Source organism: Paraburkholderia sp. NPDC080076 (assembly GCF_050281145.1).
Taxonomy (GTDB): Bacteria; Pseudomonadota; Gammaproteobacteria; order Burkholderiales; family Burkholderiaceae; genus Paraburkholderia.
This window is the reverse complement of record NZ_JBNNWQ010000001.1, coordinates 1,043,890-1,062,486: the sequence shown is the minus strand read 5'-3', so window position 1 is coordinate 1,062,486 and position 18,597 is coordinate 1,043,890. Positions and strand designations below refer to the sequence as shown.

General features: G+C 59.9%; 14 protein-coding genes. 2 read left to right on the top strand and 12 right to left on the bottom strand.

Going from position 1 to position 18,597, the window contains the following annotated elements; all coding sequences use genetic code 11:
• Nucleotides 1-137 precede the first annotated feature (137 nt).
• Entirely contained in the window at nucleotides 138-1,589 is a 1,452-nt protein-coding gene (locus ACQKRQ_RS04770) for a GDSL-type esterase/lipase family protein (RefSeq protein WP_427475396.1), read from the top strand.
• A gap of 86 nt (nucleotides 1,590-1,675) precedes the next feature.
• Here the strand turns inward: ACQKRQ_RS04770 and ACQKRQ_RS04765 are convergent, their stop codons facing one another.
• From ACQKRQ_RS04765 to ACQKRQ_RS04740, 6 genes are all read right to left on the bottom strand, one after another.
• Complete coding sequence (locus tag ACQKRQ_RS04765; protein WP_408285258.1) at nucleotides 1,676-1,843, bottom strand: hypothetical protein; 168 nt, start codon at nucleotides 1,841-1,843, stop codon at nucleotides 1,676-1,678.
• Nucleotides 1,844-2,840: 997 nt separating this feature from the next.
• Entirely contained in the window at nucleotides 2,841-4,523 is a 1,683-nt protein-coding gene (locus ACQKRQ_RS04760; RefSeq protein ID WP_427475393.1) for a glucosamine inositolphosphorylceramide transferase family protein, read from the bottom strand.
• Nucleotides 4,524-4,535: 12 nt separating this feature from the next.
• Nucleotides 4,536-6,353 (bottom strand): glutamine--fructose-6-phosphate transaminase (isomerizing), encoded by a 1,818-nt coding sequence (gene glmS / locus ACQKRQ_RS04755; protein ID WP_427475392.1) that lies wholly within the window; start codon nucleotides 6,351-6,353, stop codon nucleotides 4,536-4,538.
• 177 nt (nucleotides 6,354-6,530) lie between these two features.
• Nucleotides 6,531-7,229 carry a FadR/GntR family transcriptional regulator gene (locus tag ACQKRQ_RS04750; RefSeq protein WP_132377528.1) on the bottom strand — a complete coding sequence of 233 codons (699 nt, stop codon included), beginning with the start codon at nucleotides 7,227-7,229 and terminating at the stop codon, nucleotides 6,531-6,533.
• Between the two features lie 240 nt (nucleotides 7,230-7,469).
• Nucleotides 7,470-8,606, bottom strand: a complete 1,137-nt coding sequence (locus ACQKRQ_RS04745; RefSeq protein ID WP_427475390.1) for an MraY family glycosyltransferase — start codon at nucleotides 8,604-8,606, stop codon at nucleotides 7,470-7,472.
• A 311-nt stretch (nucleotides 8,607-8,917) separates the two neighbouring features.
• On the bottom strand, nucleotides 8,918-9,973 hold the full coding sequence (locus tag ACQKRQ_RS04740; RefSeq protein WP_427475388.1) for an EpsG family protein: 1,056 nt from the start codon (nucleotides 9,971-9,973) through the stop codon (nucleotides 8,918-8,920).
• Between the two features lie 536 nt (nucleotides 9,974-10,509).
• Between ACQKRQ_RS04740 and ACQKRQ_RS04735 the strand changes: the two genes are divergently transcribed.
• Nucleotides 10,510-11,685 (top strand): glycosyltransferase, encoded by a 1,176-nt coding sequence (locus ACQKRQ_RS04735; RefSeq protein ID WP_132377530.1) that lies wholly within the window; start codon nucleotides 10,510-10,512, stop codon nucleotides 11,683-11,685.
• A 21-nt stretch (nucleotides 11,686-11,706) separates the two neighbouring features.
• Here the strand turns inward: ACQKRQ_RS04735 and ACQKRQ_RS04730 are convergent, their stop codons facing one another.
• The 6 genes from ACQKRQ_RS04730 to murJ form a co-directional block, all read right to left on the bottom strand.
• Nucleotides 11,707-12,708 carry a hypothetical protein gene (locus tag ACQKRQ_RS04730; protein ID WP_427475386.1) on the bottom strand — a complete coding sequence of 334 codons (1,002 nt, stop codon included), beginning with the start codon at nucleotides 12,706-12,708 and terminating at the stop codon, nucleotides 11,707-11,709.
• Nucleotides 12,709-12,749: 41 nt separating this feature from the next.
• Nucleotides 12,750-13,487, bottom strand: a complete 738-nt coding sequence (locus tag ACQKRQ_RS04725) for a DUF2334 domain-containing protein (RefSeq protein ID WP_132377531.1) — start codon at nucleotides 13,485-13,487, stop codon at nucleotides 12,750-12,752.
• Between the two features lie 81 nt (nucleotides 13,488-13,568).
• The gene (locus tag ACQKRQ_RS04720; protein WP_427475384.1) at nucleotides 13,569-14,759 is read right to left on the bottom strand and encodes a glycosyltransferase family 4 protein; all 1,191 of its coding nucleotides are present in this window, start codon (nucleotides 14,757-14,759) and stop codon (nucleotides 13,569-13,571) included.
• A gap of 71 nt (nucleotides 14,760-14,830) precedes the next feature.
• Nucleotides 14,831-15,955 carry a glycosyltransferase family 4 protein gene (locus ACQKRQ_RS04715; protein WP_427475382.1) on the bottom strand — a complete coding sequence of 375 codons (1,125 nt, stop codon included), beginning with the start codon at nucleotides 15,953-15,955 and terminating at the stop codon, nucleotides 14,831-14,833.
• Between the two features lie 47 nt (nucleotides 15,956-16,002).
• Nucleotides 16,003-17,163, bottom strand: a complete 1,161-nt coding sequence (locus ACQKRQ_RS04710) for a glycosyltransferase family 4 protein (protein ID WP_427475380.1) — start codon at nucleotides 17,161-17,163, stop codon at nucleotides 16,003-16,005.
• The gene (gene murJ / locus ACQKRQ_RS04705; protein ID WP_132377534.1) at nucleotides 17,160-18,524 is read right to left on the bottom strand and encodes a murein biosynthesis integral membrane protein MurJ; all 1,365 of its coding nucleotides are present in this window, start codon (nucleotides 18,522-18,524) and stop codon (nucleotides 17,160-17,162) included. The genes ACQKRQ_RS04710 and murJ overlap by 4 nt, the downstream gene beginning before the upstream one ends.
• Between the last annotated feature and the right edge of the window lie 73 nt (nucleotides 18,525-18,597).

Genomic DNA, 18,597 nt, shown 5'->3' with positions numbered 1-18,597 from the left:
TGACCATGAGCACCGTCCCCTCGCAAACAGATTACTGCGCGAGGCAACGATGCTATGTGCGACCTCACACAAAATTACATGCGTCGCACAGAACGTCTCGCGGCACGATGCTTTAAATACCGATTTGTTGCGAGCAGATGAATCTAATTCTCGCGCCGCTTTGCGCTGTGTTATCTAGCGTACCGAACGCCCGCGCAAAGCACGCTCCAATCGACCGGAAACCATCAAACTGGAAAGAGGATCAGGCTCATGCGCTGCACGATAAGAACATTGGGCGGTGCGTTTGCAAAAGAGATTGCAATATCCGTTCTTCGCCACGCGGCCGGCTTCGTGCCCCCTCTTCGGCCGTCCACGAGGGGAAGAATGTGAAACGATGGATTCCAGCGCTTCTAAAAGCGGTCGTGGTCATCTCCATCGCGCTGCCTGATGCAACCCGCTATCGTGCGCAAGGGATCGGGACGTCCGCACCCTGGATAGGCACGTGGTCAGTTTCGCCATCTATTACGGACGATGACGGCTTCAATAATCAGACGTTGCGGCAAATCGTGCGCACCAGCATCGGCGGAACATCCGCGCGAATCCATCTGTCGAATCTATTCGGCTCCGAGCCCCTGGTAATCGGCGAAGCTCAGATCGCGCGGCGCGCGCAAGGTCAAAAAACAGTGGCCGGCAGCGACCGCGCCGTCACGTTCGGCGGCCAGCGGAACGTCACGATTCCCGTGGGCGCTTCGGTCGTGAGCGACCCGATCGCGTTCGAAGTCCCTCCGCTTGCCGATGTCGCCATCAGCCTCTATCTCCCCGTGCGGACCCCGCCGCGTTCGACGGGCCACGTCGATGGCCTGCAAGACCTGTATATTGCCGCTGGAGACGTGGGCGCCGACCCGGCCTTTACCGGCGGGACCACAATCTCCCCAGGCGGCCAGTCCTACTATTTCTTGACGAATCTCGACGTGCAGAACGAGGCGGCGACGGGCGCGATCGTCACGTTTGGCGCCTCCATAACCGACGGCCTCATATCGAGTGTCAATGGCAACCGGCGCTGGCCCAATCGCCTCGCGATACGGCTGCAACAGGCCGGAATGACGGTGGGCGTGCTGAACCAGGGCATCAGCGGCAATAACTTCTTCACCAATAGCGCCGGCCAGGCTGGTCTCAGACGCTTCGGTCGTGACGTGCTCCAGCAGCCGGGAGCGAAATGGGTGGTCATCTCGGACGATGCAATCAACAATCTGAATACCGACAGACCTTCCACGGCTCCCCAGTTGATCAGCGCATTGCGACAGCTCGTCGAGCGGGCGCATCGCGCCGACATCAAGGCAATCTGCTCCACGCTGACGCCGTTTGGCGCGACGGACAGCATCGAAGCTGCGCGTCAGGACGTGAACGCATTCATCCTGAGTTCGACTAGCGGCTGCGATGCGGTACTCGATCAGGCGAAGGCAGTCAGCGACCCCGCCAATCCCGCTGTTTTACTGCCGGCCTATAACAGCGGCGATAACCTCCATCCAAACGAAGCGGGCTTGCAAGCAATCGCCAACGCGTTAGATCTGGATGCGCTGACGGCCGGGTCGCCCATTCAGGCGCCGTAAGCGTACGGTCAGAGGATCGCGTTCCGCGAGAACGACTTCACCGCAACATGCGAGCCGAAGGCCGTCTGACGGTTGTGCAGGCAAACTCATTTACGCAACCATCTTCGACGTCCGTTCGGCTTTCGTGCTCCAGCATTGTTCTTTGACATCTTCTTTTTGTCGGACGTAGAAAACAGGACGTCCACCACCGCCAGCAACGAGAGCACGACAACCGCGACGAAAACAACCGTCCCGATGATGCCCAAAAGAGTCATATGACCTCCGTGAGTCAAGGGCAAGCGCGGATCGATGCAGGCTTTACCAATCCCAGGGTTTGCAATCTAATCACATGTCATTGCGCATGCGGACGTTGTTGGCACATCCGGGTGCCACACCCGATTAGCTAGCTCAACCCTGCCTTTCCTATAACGCTCCATTAAGTTGTTAGCAAGACACGCGATACCCGCGCCGCACCCCTGAACGGCTGGCAGGCAATGGCGCCCGGAGCGGTTCAGCGGCGACGACGAGTTCTGCACTGTACCTCACCTGCCCGCGTCCGTTAAGCCGCAGCAAGAATCCCATGGCTGGGAATATGACCACGGCGGCGTTCATCGCGCCTGGATCACTGCCCATTAGCCGGGTTGCTTATTGTCCGCGTATTCCCGCGCAGTTTGATTTGAGTGTGCGCAGCGCCGCAGAAGAGGCGTGCCTTTAGCTCCAACATCGCCATCAAATACATTAAAAGAAGGGGGACCAAAATGGCGATCGGTAAATATACGGCACCAGGTTGAATCGCCTGGATTGAACGCTCCACAGTCGTTCGCGCCCATCAATCGATTCCAATAAAGCAGGCTCGCCATGACCACATTAACCACAATTATTCTAATAGTTTCAGTATGGCTCTTCGTCGTACTCTTCCTTTGCGCGCTGGTTCACAACGGCGCAATACGGGAGCGAGAGGAATATGAAAGGCCGCTCGCAAGCAGGAAGAGGAAGGCTCAAGCACGACGTCCGGTTACCCGCGACGATGCCGATAGCGCTCACGCAGACTCGCCCGAGATTCATGGGCCGTCCGGACGAAAGAGAACGCCGTGATAGGGAAGGATGTGAATTCTGACAGCCCCGGCGTCACGCGGGGCTGTTTGCTTAAATAGCCCCGCATGCAAGATTCGCTGAGTGCCGTCTACGACTCTGCTTGATGACTCGCCATCGCCAAGGCGCTGTGCAGTCTGCCGAGATGCAGTATCGAGAGGGGATTTATACTGCGGTGAGTCACAATTTACCGCGCGTTTTCATCCCGTCGATAAGAGTCAATCTCCCCGCCCGGTTGAACGTATGCACGCGATCTATGCTTGCGTCCCAGTTGGCTTCTATCCGGCTCGCCGGCGTTTCCTTGTAGGTCGTCTCGTCGATTACGTCGATACGCTGAAACGACAATGCGCGCCCGTACTTACCGCTGCAATCCTGCGCGGGCCGATACCACTGCCCCCGGTGCTCGAAAATGTTCCCTGCGGGGCGGGCAGTTCTGATATCCGACACGATCGGGTTGCACGGATGAGGATGCCAGTCCTGCGTCAACAGCGAATCGGACCAGAACAGAAACAACTCGTCGGACAGCGGTGCGTGCTCGTTTTCCCGCATGCAGGCGAACAGCCAATACTTGCCGTCGTGACGCCAGATCGTGGTGTCGACGGCCATGACGTCGTCCATCAGGTTCATGACGTGTTCCCATTGCTCCGGGAACCGCGTGCACCGGTAAATCTCGATGGCCTTGCTCTCGTTCGTCTCCGGAATCATGTAGAGCTCACCGTCCTCCTCCAGCATGAAAGGATAAGACAGGTGATACGGCCGCTCCAGAATCTTCACAGGAGGCAAGATCGGTTGATCGTTTGCATCGAAACGGATGACCGAAAGATGACCCCTGTTCTTCGAGTATTCGAGTTCTTCGAGGAACACCGCATACTCGCCATGTCTTTCGACGACAAACGGGTCCGCCCAGAAACGGTCCTTGGGAGGCACCAGTTGCCTGAATTCGAAAAGACGGTCAGGGAGATGACCGTTCTCGCCGAAGTGATACAGCAGCATCCACTGTTCGAACTTGCGCAGTCCGCTTGCCTTCCTTGCGACGGTGCGCGCCAACAACTGGCCGATGAACTTGCCATAGGATCCGCTGGTCGGCTCGGCGATTTTCTCTCCGGAATAGAACGCCGGCGGCGTATCAGCCTTCGTGTATTTCAGCCTGAAGTTTTCCTCGCCGATCTGCCTAAGCTCGCGCAACCTTCTCGGCGCGAACGAAAGCGTCTTCCAGTAGCAGTGACTGCGATTCCGGTGAATCGACACCGGGTAGGTCATCGACCATGATCTTTGCAGCGTGTGCGGGCGTTCGCCCGCGCGGGTCTGAAACTGCAAGGCGGACGCCGTCGTTGTGCGGTCGAGAAGGATGTCCCACACGCCGACGGGCCCATCACGTTCGACAACCTCATCACCATGCCGATACGACCAGATGCCGCAAGAAGCCGTGTCGAAGATCTCGCCGCAAGGGCGCAGCGAGCCCAGCCGCAAGAATACGGTGATGCCATAGGCGGCGATGTTCGCGAGGTCGCGAGCATCTAGGTGATCCCCGCATTCCCTGCTCTCCACCTCGACATTCAAGGTCGGGATTCCCGGCAGCGTCGAGACCAACGGCTCGGTCCTGAACGCGTCATGTCCAACCTTGACGAGCCGCTTGTCGAGCGCCATCCACAGCGACAACAGCCACGGAGCGGCCTGCGCAGCGATCTTCTTTTCCGGCCGCTGTTTATACGCATATTTGACGACAAGGGCGACCTCCATGCCCTCCTCCGTGGCAATCTGCCCCAGCATGTGATTCACCCAGGCCGGCAACGCAATGTCGTCGACGAGAACCCCGACCTTTATCTTGTTCATCGCTGATTGTCTTCGTAGATCAATATGCATGTGCCACGCGCGTCATTCCACCGTCACCGATTTCGCGAGGTTGCGCGGCTTGTCGACATCGGTCCCTCGCGTGCACGCCGTGTGATACGCGAGCAATTGCAAAGGCAGCACGTGCAGGATCGGCGACAACGCCCCGTAGTACTCGGGCATCTGGATGACGCGCAGCCCTTCCTCGTTTGACAGGTTCGCATCGGCATCGGCGAAGACGTACACCTGGCCTCTGCGCGCACGAACCTCTTGGATGTTCGACTTGAGTTTCTCCAGCAAGCCGTCGTTCGGCGCGGTCACGACGACCGGCATCGCATCGGTCACGAGCGCAAGCGGCCCGTGCTTCAGTTCACCGGCGGGATAGCCCTCGGCGTGAATGTACGAAATTTCCTTGAGCTTTAACGCGCCTTCCAGCGCGATTGGGAAGTGCGCCCCGCGGCCGAGGAAGATCGCGCTGTCCGTGCGCGCAATCTCGTGCGCCCACGCGATGATCTGCGGTTCGCGCGCAAGCACGCCCTGCAGCGCCGTGGAGAGGCCCGAGAGCTGCGACCGATAGTTCGCTTCCTGCTGGTCGTCAACGTACCCGCGTGAGCGGCCGAGCGTCACCGCGAGAACGAACAGCGCCACGAGTTGCGTGGTAAAGGCCTTGGTCGATGCGACACCGATCTCGGGGCCGGCTTGCGTGATGAACGACCAGCGCGACTGTCGCACGATCGCGCTCGTCGCCACGTTGCAGATGGCGAGCGTGTGTTCCTGACCCAGCGATTGCGCATGGATCAGCGCACCCAGTGTGTCGGCGGTCTCGCCCGATTGCGAAACGGGCACCACGAGCGTGTTCTTGCCCGCGATCGTCTCGCCGTATCGGTATTCACTGGATATCTCGACCTGGGTCGGAATCTTCGCGATCGATTCGAACCACGCCTTGGCGGTCATCGCGGAATAGTGACTCGTGCCGCAGCCGAGCAGCAGGATGCGGTCGATCTGTGCAAACGCATTCGGATCGGTCGCGCCGAAGAGCGTGGCGTCGAACGCGCTGTTGCGGGGGAACGTTTTCGACACAGCGAGCGGCTGCTCGAAAATTTCTTTTTGCATGAAGTGACGGTACGGCCCGAGCGCTGCCTCGGTGGGCGGGTGGCGCAAAGTGCGCGCCTCGCGCACGACCGGCTCGCCGTCGCGGTTCATGATGCGAGTGCCGCTGCGGGAGAGGTCGGCGATGTCGCCGTCCTGCAGAAACACGAACCGGTCCGTGACATCGGACAGCGCAAGCGGGTCCGACGCAAGAAACGATTCCTTGCCGTTTATCCCGATCACGAGCGGCGAGCCATATCGCGCGCCCACCACGCGTTCCGGTTCGGCTTTGCAGAAGACGGCGATCGCATAGGCGCCGCGCAGTTGGCTTACCGCGCGACGCACCGCATCCGCCAGATCGCCCTGGTAGCAACTGTGAATCAGGTGAGCGATCACCTCCGTGTCCGTCTGGCTCGCGAATTCATAGCCCGCGCGGCTCAGTTTGATTTTCAGCGCCTCGAAGTTCTCGATGATGCCGTTGTGAACGATCGCGACCTCGTTCTTCGAGAAGATGGGATGCGCGTTCTGGGTCGCCGGCGCACCGTGCGTGGCCCAACGCGTGTGCGCGATGCCCGTCGCGCCTTCGAGGCCCATCTCGCGGACCTCGGCATCCAGGGAGCGAACCCGCGTCAGACTGCGCACGCGGTGTGGCGCGCCGTCCCGAAGCACCGCCACTCCGCAGGAGTCATAGCCACGGTATTCCAGCCGCCGCAGGCCTTCGAGCAATACCGGAACGACATTGCGTTCCGCGATCCCCGCCACGATTCCACACATATTCCCCTCCGATGGTTTAGCCCGTATCGCGACTCAACAGTGTTGGAATATCGCGTGGACTTCATAAAGCATGCTGTGATGCGCTAAAGCGATCCGTTGCTTCGCGCATATTTCTTCTCTATAGGCATCCGAATTAAATCGTCCGCCTCCAGGCAACGGCGGCGCCCCACAATCAACTCAAACCGTTTCCCCAAGCAGCTGGTCCGCGCTATGGCTGATGAGTTGCATCATCGCCGCCTTCGCGCCCCCCGCATCGCCAGCTTCGATCGCACGCACGACTTTCCCGTAGTCGGCGACCCGCGTATCGTACGCGAGCGCTTGCACGTGGGAGATCGCCTGCATGGCCCTTAGCCCCATCCGGACGATACTGCCCATCTGGCTGAGCAACGCGTCGCCGCTTGCATCGACGATGGCCGCCTGCAATGCGTCTTCAGCAGCTTTCTCCGCGACGTAATTCCCACTCGCACGCTGGAGAGTCTGATACATGGCGGTGATCGCAATGCGCTGATGCCGGTTCGCGCGAGTGGCCGCGAACGCAGCCGCACGGGGGTCGACGAGCTTGCGGAACTCGATCAGCCCATGCAGATACTCCGGATCTGGCGTGGCGCGAAGCCGCCACTCGGCAACTTCATGATCGATGATCAGCCAGTCTTTCGCAGGCGTGATGCGGGTCCCCGTCTTGGTCCTGACATCGAGCATCCGGCGCGAAACGAGGATGCTGATCGCTTCGCGCATGATGGCCCGGCTCACGCCATGCTTCTTCGAGAGGATCACCTGCGGAGGAAGCACGTCGCCGTCGTAATCCCCGTTGATGATGCCGGTCACCAGTTGATTGACCACTCGCTTGACGAGCGAGGCTTCGAATCCATGGTTCATTTTATTTTCTCGTCACACTGTGAAGTGTTATGTGCAAGATCCGCCTTTTCTCGAATCTTCGCCGTGGTTTACAAGGCTTTCCCCCGTGCCTTTGTATAACCACATGGTGCATCGGGTTTCGCTCCCGCAACGTACGTCCTCACACACTGACCATCTAAAGAAATTCAAATCGCAGCGCAACACGCCGCTCGCAACAGCCCGGGCGCCACGCATGAGCTACTCCGTCCTGCCGCCCGCACCTCAGTGGCGCGGCCGCTCCGCCCCACGCGGCGCGACCACCGGAGCGTGCCGCGTGATCATCAGCCAGCGCGGCGTCCTGATGCGCACGATCGCCACATAGAGCTGAACGTAGACCAGAATGAATGCGATGGTTGCGCCGGCAAGCGCGATCGGGCGGTCCCAGAAGAACGTAGCCGGAACAATGCCGACGAGGCTCAGCACCCACAGATAAACCGAGGTAAATGAATTGCGCAGCGCGCGCTGGCGCAGATTGCCCGCGTCGAGACCCTTTCGCACGATGCGCCGGTACACGAGCGTATGCAGATGAAGTCCGTCAGGAGCGCCCGCCGGCCTTCCGCGCACGATCCTGCGGCGATAGATGGAAAAGAGCGTCTCGAAGGTCGGATAGATGGCGACAGCCATGGCGTACCACGCAGACACGCTCGGGTTGCGCACGATCAGGAGGATGAGCAGCTCCGCCATGATGAACCCGACGAAATAAGCTCCGCCATCTCCGAGGAAGACGGAAGGCACCGGAAAGTTCCACAGCACGAAGCCGCCGATCGCTCCGATCATCGTCAGTGCCATGCTCATGATGAGCCAGTCGTTGACGCTGTGCGCGACGTAGCCGATCGAGGCGAAGATCAGCATCGTCACGACCGACGCGAGTCCGTTAAAGCCATCGATGATATTGACCGCGTTCGTCAGCCCGGCGACGCCGAGCATCGTGAAGCCGATCCCGATCGGCACGATGCGCAGCCACTGATCGACGAGCGGCAAGTCCACCCGCGTGAGCGTCGCGTGCATCAGCAGGCAGGCCGCGAGCGCCGAAGCGAGCGCGCACAGGAGCCGCACGCGCGGACTCACGCGCTTGGTCATGTCCTCGATCACGCCGCCCGCGAACGCCGGCACGGCGCACAACAGGAGCAGCAGTTGACTCGTCCCGGGGTTGGTCGCCCACAGCGGCTGTATGAGCGGTACGACAGTGGCGGCACATGCAATCCCAATTCCGCCGATTCGTGGCACCGCGTAGGCGTGGTTCTTCTGAATGCCGCGCAAGTCGTGGTCCATCGTAAGCGACCCGTGCAGACCCGAACTTCGCACGATAAAAAAGATAACCAGGAATGAGACAACAAAGCCAAGCGCAAGATTTAACATCTCGGTCTCCAATATTAACGGAGGAATTTTTATTTTCTTGTCGCTTGAACGTCTTTTTAGGACAAGGATAGTAATGCACACCGTCTCTTATTTTGAGTCTTTCCTCTGTGGCATTCCCAACACAACCCCGACACGATCATTTTATGAACCGACAAATAAGCGTAAATGCGGCGTGCTGCCGAATACGCCGGTTCAGGTTATCGGCGGATCGGGACGTGTATATGAAATGACCATTGCTCATTCTTGCGTCCGGTTCGCACAGGAAGCGCGCTTCGCATCGGCGAGCTCCCCGGCGGCTATCGGACACCTGCTCAGAGAAAGTATTTGTACGTGTCCAGCAGGTAGTTCTTGATAACGTCGTAGGTCAAAATACCTAAGACAAAAGCGACGGTCCACAGGACCAGCGAATTCTTGAGGCGGATCTCCGGCAGCAGGAACGCCAACAGCAGCGGCCCATAGTAGACAATGCGCTGGGTCCCGAACGGATACACGAAGAAGGAAATGATCAGGAACATGAGCAGGCCGATATGCATGATCGCGATCTTATGGACGACCATTTCGCGCACCGTGTTCTCGATATTTTTTCGACGCAGCATGAGCACGAGCGTCGGTACGATCAGATACAGGGCGAGCGATATCAGGAAGTTCACCGTGAACTCTTCCTGCTGGGTGTATTCTTCGAGCCGGCGGCCGCCGAACGTGTTGAAAAGCCACGCCGACGCCAGCGACATCGCGAGCGCCGCACCGACCACACCCACGATTGCCAGCGCCTTGCTTCGTCTCATGAGAACGTGCGCGAGAATCAGGAACAAGGCCGGATACGCGAACGTGGTGTGAACGATGCTGGCGAGAAGCGCGCCTCGAATGGGCTGCTGCCGGCACATCGCGAAGTACATGGCAATCGACAGAGCAAATCCCTGACGGATCTGAAATAGCCCGACCGTCGCGAGGCCGGTAGGGATCACCGCCCACAAAAGCAGGCCGAGAAACGGGCGGCGCGTGCGGCTGAGGGCAAGCGCCATGAGCACGTTCAGCACGACAACCGTCAGCCGCACCGCGGTCTCAGGTGAGAAGCCCAGTGAATCGATGCCTAGTACCCAGAGCCGCCAGCCGAGCTCGTCCGTGATCGTCTTCACGATGAAGAGCACCGTCGAATGGCTAGTGGACCAAAGATGCATGATCCAGAGCGGATCGGCATCCCTGAAGTACGCAACGTAATTGTCCTGATCGAGCAGTTTGCTCCGATCGCCGAAGGCGATCCTGCACAGGATGAGCACTGCCAATGCCAGGAATGCCAGCATGGAAGGCCGCAACCATCGGTAGCCGACTGATTGGAACTGGAACTTCGAGTTGAGTTGTTGTGCCACTTTCATCTCCCTCTTGCCCGTCGGCTTGCCAGCCCTGCGCAAACCGGAGGAGGTGTTGATTTTTATGCCGCTCAAATGTGCTCCCGGCAATCGCCGTTCAGCGGACCGGGCTCTGTAATCGACGATGCTATCGAGCCATTGAATGGCCGTCGAACTGACATCGCATTACGCCCCTGCACGCTATCAGGCTTTTGTTCGACATTACGAGCGGAATGGCACACAAGTTTTGAATCGACCACGGAACGTTAGTCCGTCAATTCGTATCAACAATAAATCGCATCCGGAATGGCCGCGGACAATTGTCCCGGTCTGTGTACGATGCCGAACGGTAAGGCGGCTGCCCGATCACTTAGCCTTTCACCAGTCTTACCGCGATTACGGATATCAACTCCGTTAAACGACGCGACAGGAAAAGGCGGCCGTCCGCAAGGCATGAATGGCGTTTGTGGAACTCAGTGCTGCTGCAAATGAAACCTGTTTGCCCAACCGAAAAAGATACGGGTTTACATCAACGAATGCCGAACCGTGCGAACGAAATGAAAATCGTCCATATAATCTCGGGCCTCGGTTTGGGCGGCGCCGAAACGCTGCTGCTGAACCTCGTTTCGGAGTCGCGCAGCACCGGCGGCACGCATGTCATCATTTCCCTGTCGTCGCTGGATATCATGGCGGAGCGTCTGCGCGCCGCCGGCGCGGAAGTCAGGCTGCTGGGCATGCGGCCCGGCATTCCGAATCCGCTGCTCCTGATTCGACTGGCCAGGTGGATCGTCAAGGCCAACCCCGATGTCGTCCAGACGTGGATGTATCACGCGGATATTTTCGGCGGCGTGGCGGCACTGCTGGCGCGGCTGATGTTCCGGCTCAGGGGGCAACGCCACCGGTTCGTGCTCGTCTGGGGCATCCATCGAACCGAAGTGCCCACGGCCAAAGTCGGGCGCGTTCTGAATGCGCTTGCGCGAATCGGCGCAATGACTTCCAATCAGTTGCCGGACTCGGTCATTTGCTGCGCCAACGCGTCGTACAAGACTCACGCCGAGTACGGTTACGATCGCTCCAGGATGCGCGTGATTCATAACGGCTTCGATGTCCGCAAGTTCGTGCCGGATGCCACTGCAAGGGCTACGCTCCTGAACTCGCTCGGCTTGCCGCCACGCTCGATACTGATTGGCATCGTCGGACGCTCCAACCCCGCCAAGGATTACGATAACTTCCTGCGCGCGGCCGCCCTGCTTCATCAGCGCGTGCCGGAATGCCATTTCGTCATGGTCGGCAAGGATGTCGATGCCAACAATAAGGCGCTTGCACGCATGATGAGCGAGCTTGGCTTGACCCGCGTATGTCACTTGCTGGGCGCCCGGAATGACTTGCATCGAATCATGCCGGCGTTCGACATGTTGTGCCTCTCATCCCGAACGGAAGGTTTGCCCACGGTCGTCGGCGAAGCGATGGCCTGCAGCGTTCCGTGCGTGGTCACGGATGTGGGCGATACCGGCCAGCTCGTCGGCGATACCGGTCTGGTCGTTCCGCCGCGAGATCCCGTCAGTTTGTCGGATGCGCTTGAAGAGATGGCGACGTTGAGTCTGGAGCAGCGCGAGAAACTCGGCAAGCTGGCACGCGAACGGATTGTCGAATGCTTTTCTATTACGGTGTGCTGGCAGAAGTATCGGGACATGTACGCGACATTACTGCGTGCGAAAGGCGTAACGCGTTGAGCGTTACGCTATTGAACGCCGCTACCGGATGATCGTGGGATTCGTGATATCGATCTTCGGCCCCGCACGGTCGTAGTCGGTGCTGACAAAGGCGTCTCTTCTCGGACGGATCCACGTCGGTGAATTGCTCGTGATATAGCCGGTCACGATGCGGCCTTTCGTCGCCAATCCGGATACGCTGTAGGCCGCTTCCCTGCTGTCTTCATCCTTGTGTCCACTGATCACGACGCTGACGTACTTTTCCCGGCTGCCCGGCAGTGCCTCCAGATAGACGAGAATGCCGAACTGGCAGTGTCGTGTCGTCGGATTGACGATCCGGATATTTTCGATAACGTCCGTGTTGGCGTTCGGCTCGATGTCGAGTCCGGCGGAAGGAAGCGTACCGGCGATGTTTTCCCACACGGGATGATCGAACAGGATATTCCTGCCGCTGATGATCGACACCCCTTGTCGACGGCAACCCGAGGCATAGTGATTCATCACCCGGATGTCGCTCGAGTAAGGCAGGCCGTTGCCGAAGCTGTTCGCGATATAGATGCCGTCGCCCCAACAGTTGGTCGTGTTGGGGGAAAGTATCGTCACATCGGTGCTTCCCGCGATCGATATGCCCATGCCCCACTCTCCGCCGGTCACGGTGTTCAGCTCCTTGCTGCCGTCCACGCGCGGATTTTCCAGCCGCACATGCCGCACGTCCCAGATACGGATGACCTCATAGTTTTGAGTGTCGTGAGGAAGCAGTTTGAGCGACGCGCCGGGAGCAAAGCGCACGCGGCTGTTGCTGCGCATGTGCAGCCCTTGCGCATCGATCCTGCATGGGCCTGTGATGACCAGTGTCTTGCCGACTGAACTGTCGACTGCCTTTTGAAGCGCGGCACGGTCATTCGTCTTGCCGTCCGCGCTGACGCCGAACCATCGATCGACGACCTCGTCGGCCGCGGCGCGCTGATTGGTCACGACGTCGGCCACCGCAGCGAGCGGGCGCGCGATCGCACCCACCATGCTGCTGAGGAGAAAAGCATTCACCGCTCTTCGGCTATTTCGCACCGTACACCCCCATAAGAAGTTCAGCCCCTCATGCGGCGCATGGCACGCAACGGAGTAGACGTTAAAAAGCGCATCGCCATCGCGATGCCTGGGACGGGGGCTTCGACGCTCGCGGCCTCTGCGAAAGAAATGAACCGCGAGCGGTTTTTCTTCACGAATCCGATGATTCCGTCGATCTCGGCCTCGCTTAGCGTATTGACATGCAGGCAGATGGAATACACGCCAAAGCCAAAATGCACCGGCGTGGCGAACAACTGCGGCACCGCGGTCAGACCGCCGAATTTGTACGGATAGACGCCGCTGCCGTCCGTCAGGTACTTGAAGTCCAGATCGGCTAGTGCGCGGAGCGTCGCTTCATCGAACGAGTGGGAAGGCGCCATGAATACCGGCTGCCAGACACCTTGTTCCTGGAGTATCTTTTTTCCCGCCTGCAGCTTGGCAAACTGCTCGTCGTATGAGAGGCCGGCCAGTTCCGATTTGCTGCCAAGACGCAACAGCCCGGGGTGCTGGGTGACGTACTGATGAGTGTATCCGTGCTGCGCGATGCTCCAGCCGCGATCGACCCAACCGCGGACCGCATCCCAGAACGCATCTCTCGCCGGCTCGACAACCAGCGTCTGATCGAGGCAGTTAGGCACGACGCCGACGAGCAACGGCAGGTCCTGATCCATGGAAAGCTCATCGAACGGATCGAATCGCGACCAGGCCATTTCCGGGGTGACGTCATCGAAGCGCAGTATGAATTTCGGAGCGACCATACGCACTCAATCTCCTTCAGGATATTTCTTTGAATCTGCCCTGGCGTCCGGCGGATATCCGCACGGAAGCGCCAGCCGGGTTCAAATCTGCCGCTCGCGCTGACCCGCGATGACGACTTCTTGAGGCACGGGGTCCAGCAATTCGCTGTAGACCCGTAATGTCTTGCTGATCACGATCGATTCGTCGAATTCGCTCAGGGCTTTTTCCCGCGCCGCGAGACCGAGTCTGCGGCAGAGCTTCCGGTCGTCGTCCAGGCGGCGGATCGCGTCGGCCAGCGCCGCGCTGTCGCGCACGGGAACGAGCAAGCCGTCTTCTCCCGAACAGCTCACGACCTCGCGGCAGCCCGGCGCATCGGTTGTGATCAGCGGCAACGCGCACGCGGCCGCCTCGATCAGCGTCTTGGGCAAGCCTTCGCGATAGCTCGGAAGCACGACGACGTCCACTTCGGACAGCAGCTTCGGCATATCGCTGACATGCCCCAGCCACGTGAGAAGGCCGTCGTTGACCCACCCTTCGACGAGTTCCCGGGAGACAGAGGCGGGATTGCCGTCGTCGGGAGAGCCGGCAAGAAGGAACTTCACCGAGCGGTTTTCACTTCTCAGTGCCCGGGCCGCCTCGACGTACTCGGCGATCCCTTTGTCCCACAACAAACGGGCAGCCAGCACGACCCGCAATGGCGCCCGGGTTTCCTCGTCCGTCTCCTGCCGGGCGGAGAACCGCGAACAGTTCACGCCGGATCCCTTGATGAGCCGTATCGACCGGTCATCGACGATTCTCGCCCGTTTGAAAACCGCGACGTCGTCGGGATTCTGCAATATCAGCGCATTGCGCCGGCCATTCAACGCGGAGCGCATCAACTGGCGCACGATAGGCCGCAGTACACGGGCTTTCAAATCCCGGCTCGTGAAGACGTAACCCATACCGGCGACGGCATTGATTCGCGCGGGCACGCCGGCAAGCTTGCTCGCCAGCGATCCGTACACCGCGCTCTTGATCGTGAAGCCGTGGACGAGGTCCGGCTTTTCACGTTGAAGAAACCGCACGAGCCACGCGAGCACGCCGAGTTCGCGCAACGGATTGAGGCTTCGACGATTCATCGGCATGGCATGCCAGCTAAACCCCAGCGCCTGCAGCTTGGGCCCGAACTCGCCCGGCGGAGAGAGCAACACCACTTCATAACCGTCTTGCCGCAGCTTCTGCGCCAGCGAGAGGCGGAAGTTGTAGAGATACCAATCGGTGTTGGCAAAGAGAACTACTTTACGTCCGTTCATGTCCGCTCCTGAATCTCTGAGCTTTTTGTGAATACGGCAGGTCACGACCACAACGATGCCATCGGTTCAATTCAATGCGTCGACTCAACAGGTCTCACCCGCGCCCCGACCCGCTCGAACAACTCGTCCCAGATCTGCAATACCGCCTTCAATGAATAGCGTTCCCGTACCGACTTGGCGGCCTTCCTGCCCAGCTCAGCGCGCAGCGGGTCGTCCGAAATCAGGTGGTGTAAAGCGGCGGCCATGGAATGCGCGTCGCCTGGCGGGATGAGCAGTCCGTCCTCGCCGTTTCGCGTCAACTGCCTCGGTCCGCTAGGACAGTCGAACGACACGACAGGCAATCCAATCGCCATGCCTTCCATCAGCGCCATGGGCAAGCCTTCATGACTCGACGACATCGCAAAGACCTGCCCCTTGGCCAGCTCGCTCCACGGGGTCAGCGTCCGTCCTGGCAGAAAAATCCGTTCCCCCATGTGCAGTTGCTCGATCTGAGCCTCCAGTGCGGCGCGCTCAGGTCCTTCTCCCCAGATCCACAAGTCCCAATCAGGGCAATCGTCTGCCAGCAGTGAAAAGGCGCGAATCAGCAAGTCGAACTGTTTTGTCCTGTTCAACCGCCCCAGAGAAATGACGCGCTTGCGCGCCGTCGCTTGTTGCCGTTGCTGCACGAACAGTTCATCGGGCAGTGGATTGGGCATCACCGCGATGTCCTTCATTCCCGGCACGACCTTTCTGAACGGCGCGACCACGTCGTCGGTCAGCAGGGTCAGGAGATCGGCCTTCGGATAGATAAACCGGCACAGCAGTCTCCATAACAACGAACGGCGATCGGCCAGAGGATTGGTGTGCTCGCTTACGATGATGGGAATGCCGAGGCCTCGCGATGCGAGAATCGTCGCGACATTCACATTCGTCAGAAACGACACGATCACATCCGCCTGGCTCTCGCGCATGAGCGCGCGCAACGCACTCATGCGCTCGACAAAAGCGAGCGGCCCCCGGCCTCGCCGCGTCACCAGGTCAGCCAGATAGACGAACTTCACACGCGATGAAACGGGGTAATTGCAGGTGCTCCGCCCGGAATACGTGGCGACTAGCGTGACCGAGTCGCCGCGCTCGACCCAGGCATTGACAAGCGTCGCAGCGACACTCTCGGCACCGCCATCCTGCATCGCGCTAATGAACAAGACGATATTCATGGAATGTCAGGTCTCCGCCCGCTTGATGATTGGAAGCAGCGTGGGGTTCACTCCGTCACCCGCACGGAAGGACGATCGATGATCCCCGAAGGTTTCACGCCGGTTTGCGTGAACACGTCACGCCACATCGAGAAGACCCTGGCCACCGAAAACCGCTCGACGACCGCACGCGCGCGCGCTGCCATGAGTGCCCGCATCTCGTCATCGCCCATCAAGGTCGACAAGGCATTGGCGAGTTCCTGCGGGTCGCCGACTTGACGAACCAGCAGGCCGTCATGGCCGTGCGTGATGATGTCTCCGGGCCCCGCGTCGCAGTCGAAGCTCACCACCGCACAACCGCTCGCCATCGCCTCGACGATCGTCATCGAGAAGCCTTCGAACCGCGAACTCAACACGTATAGGTCCGCACGCTCGTACCAGTCAGGCATATTGCCGACCTGACCCGGCAGGAGCACGCGCTTACTCAATCCCGCCGCGGCTATCTGTGCAACGAGCGCATCCCGGTCATGGCCATCTCCGAGAATGACGAGATCCCACGCGGGAAAATCACTCGCGATCCGACCGAAGGAATCGATCAGAATATCGAAGCCCTTTTGCTCGGCCATGCGTCCCGCCGCGAGCAATACGCGACGCCCGGCGCCGACCACCTGCTGGGGCGGCACGATAGGTTCCACGACAGGAATCGGCAGCGAGATCGAATTCGGAATCACGGTGACGGCCTTGCAATTGCAGTTGTCCTGCAACCACAGCTTGCTTTTCTGCGTCAACGCGACGACCTTGTCCGCGAAGGGGTATGTCCAGCGGCGCAAGGACTCCCAGAGCTTTCCTTCGAAGAGCATCGGCGGATGAATGTGCTCGGTCGCAATCACCTTGCAAGGCAGGCCGAGGCCGGCCAGGATGGCGAGGATCGACGGCCGCGTCTCGATGCCGAGCACGACATCCGGCTTCACCTGTCTGAGCACGCGGCGCAGAGCCAACATCCGGCGCACATTCGCGAATACCGCGCCCGCCAAACCGCCACTGCCCCCCGCGAGGTCGAGGGTAATGCGGTCGACCGAGTCGTGCAGCAAATAGAAGTCGCTTGCGGTGGATGTCAGCGTCACGACACTGACGTCCAGCCCTTGCGCGACCCATTCGCTCGACAGGTTCATTGCCACGCGCTCCGCACCGCCGTAATGCAAGGAATGGATGAACAGCAGAATCTTCATAGCGGACCCGTCTTGTTCTTTAATGAGCCGTTTGACAACGTGAAAAACAGATAGCAGACGAACGAACAGAGGCCCATGACGCCGGTTGCAAGAACGACCCCCGTGATGCCGAGCCATCGAATCAGGAAGTAATTGGCCACCACCTTGACGGCGAAATTCGCGGCCGCGATGCCCGCCATTGCTTTAAAGCGGCCTTCGCTAGCCAGCAGCTGAACCAGCACCAGCACCGAGAAGTAAAACGGTATCTGAATCAATCCCCAGCGAAACAGGCCAGACACCGCCACAGTGTCCGCAGCGCTAAAGGCGCCGCGCTGAAACAGCAGCTTCACCACCATCGGCGCGAGAAGCCACGCCACCACCGCCACCACGCAGCCGACCGCCAGCATGAATAGCGACCACTTTAGCGCGATGCTTCGGGCGCGAGCGTTGTCTCCTGCACTCAACAGCTCCGATAAAACCGGCAAGGTCGCGCGGCTGATCGCCACGGCGCCCATGCTGACGAGCAGGCCGAGCACGCGGCTGGCATAGCCGAGCGTCGCGATGTTGCCGTCGCCGAGGCCCGCCACGAAATACTGGTCCAGCGGCGTGGCCAGACTCATGATGAACTGGCCGATCATGAACACGCCGACCGCACGGTACATGTGTGGCCACTGCGGCGAGCTGACAGAGAAGCTGAGCCGCGCGCGGATGTTGTCCGCACGCCCCGAAAGCACGCCCAATATCACCGCCTGAAGGAGAAAGCCGAGCGTGCTGCCCAAGATCAGCGGCAAGGGGGAGCTCGGATCGTGCCAGGCCAGCACGAAGCCCAGCAACACGACGGCCGGCACGCACTCCAGCAGCGTGTTGACATGCTTTTCGCGTGCCTGGAGCCGTGCCGCATACACGCAGATCGTCAGCATGACGATGCCGACCGGCGCCATGCCGAGCATCATCCGGCGCGACATCAAGCGGGTTTCTTCCGACAGGTTGCGCGCCATCAGGTCGAGCGCATGCGGCCAGGCGAAATAGAGAAGGACCGCGAACACCACGCCGACAAAAATCGCCATCACGTCGAGTTCGCCGAGAAACTTCGCTTGCTCCTGCCTGGGCCTACCGCGCAGCTCGACGAGAGCCGGCACGAGCACGACGCTCAGCACAGCGACAAACGTAGCCGGCAGCCAGGTGACCAGCGTGAGCGTGAGCTGATAGGCATCGACGACATTGCTGATGCCATACCGATACGCGATCGCCATTTCCTTGAGCGCGCCCGCCGACTTGCCCATGAGCGCGAACAGGGAAACCCAGACCGCACTGCGTGCGATCCGCGAATGATCGGGATGAATCTGCAGCAGACGGCTTCGCCAACCTGCGATCTGAGACATTGACGTTACTGCCTTAAAAAGATCAACGCGTTGCGCATCCGTCATGCCGAAGCACGCCCGTGAGACCGGGCGT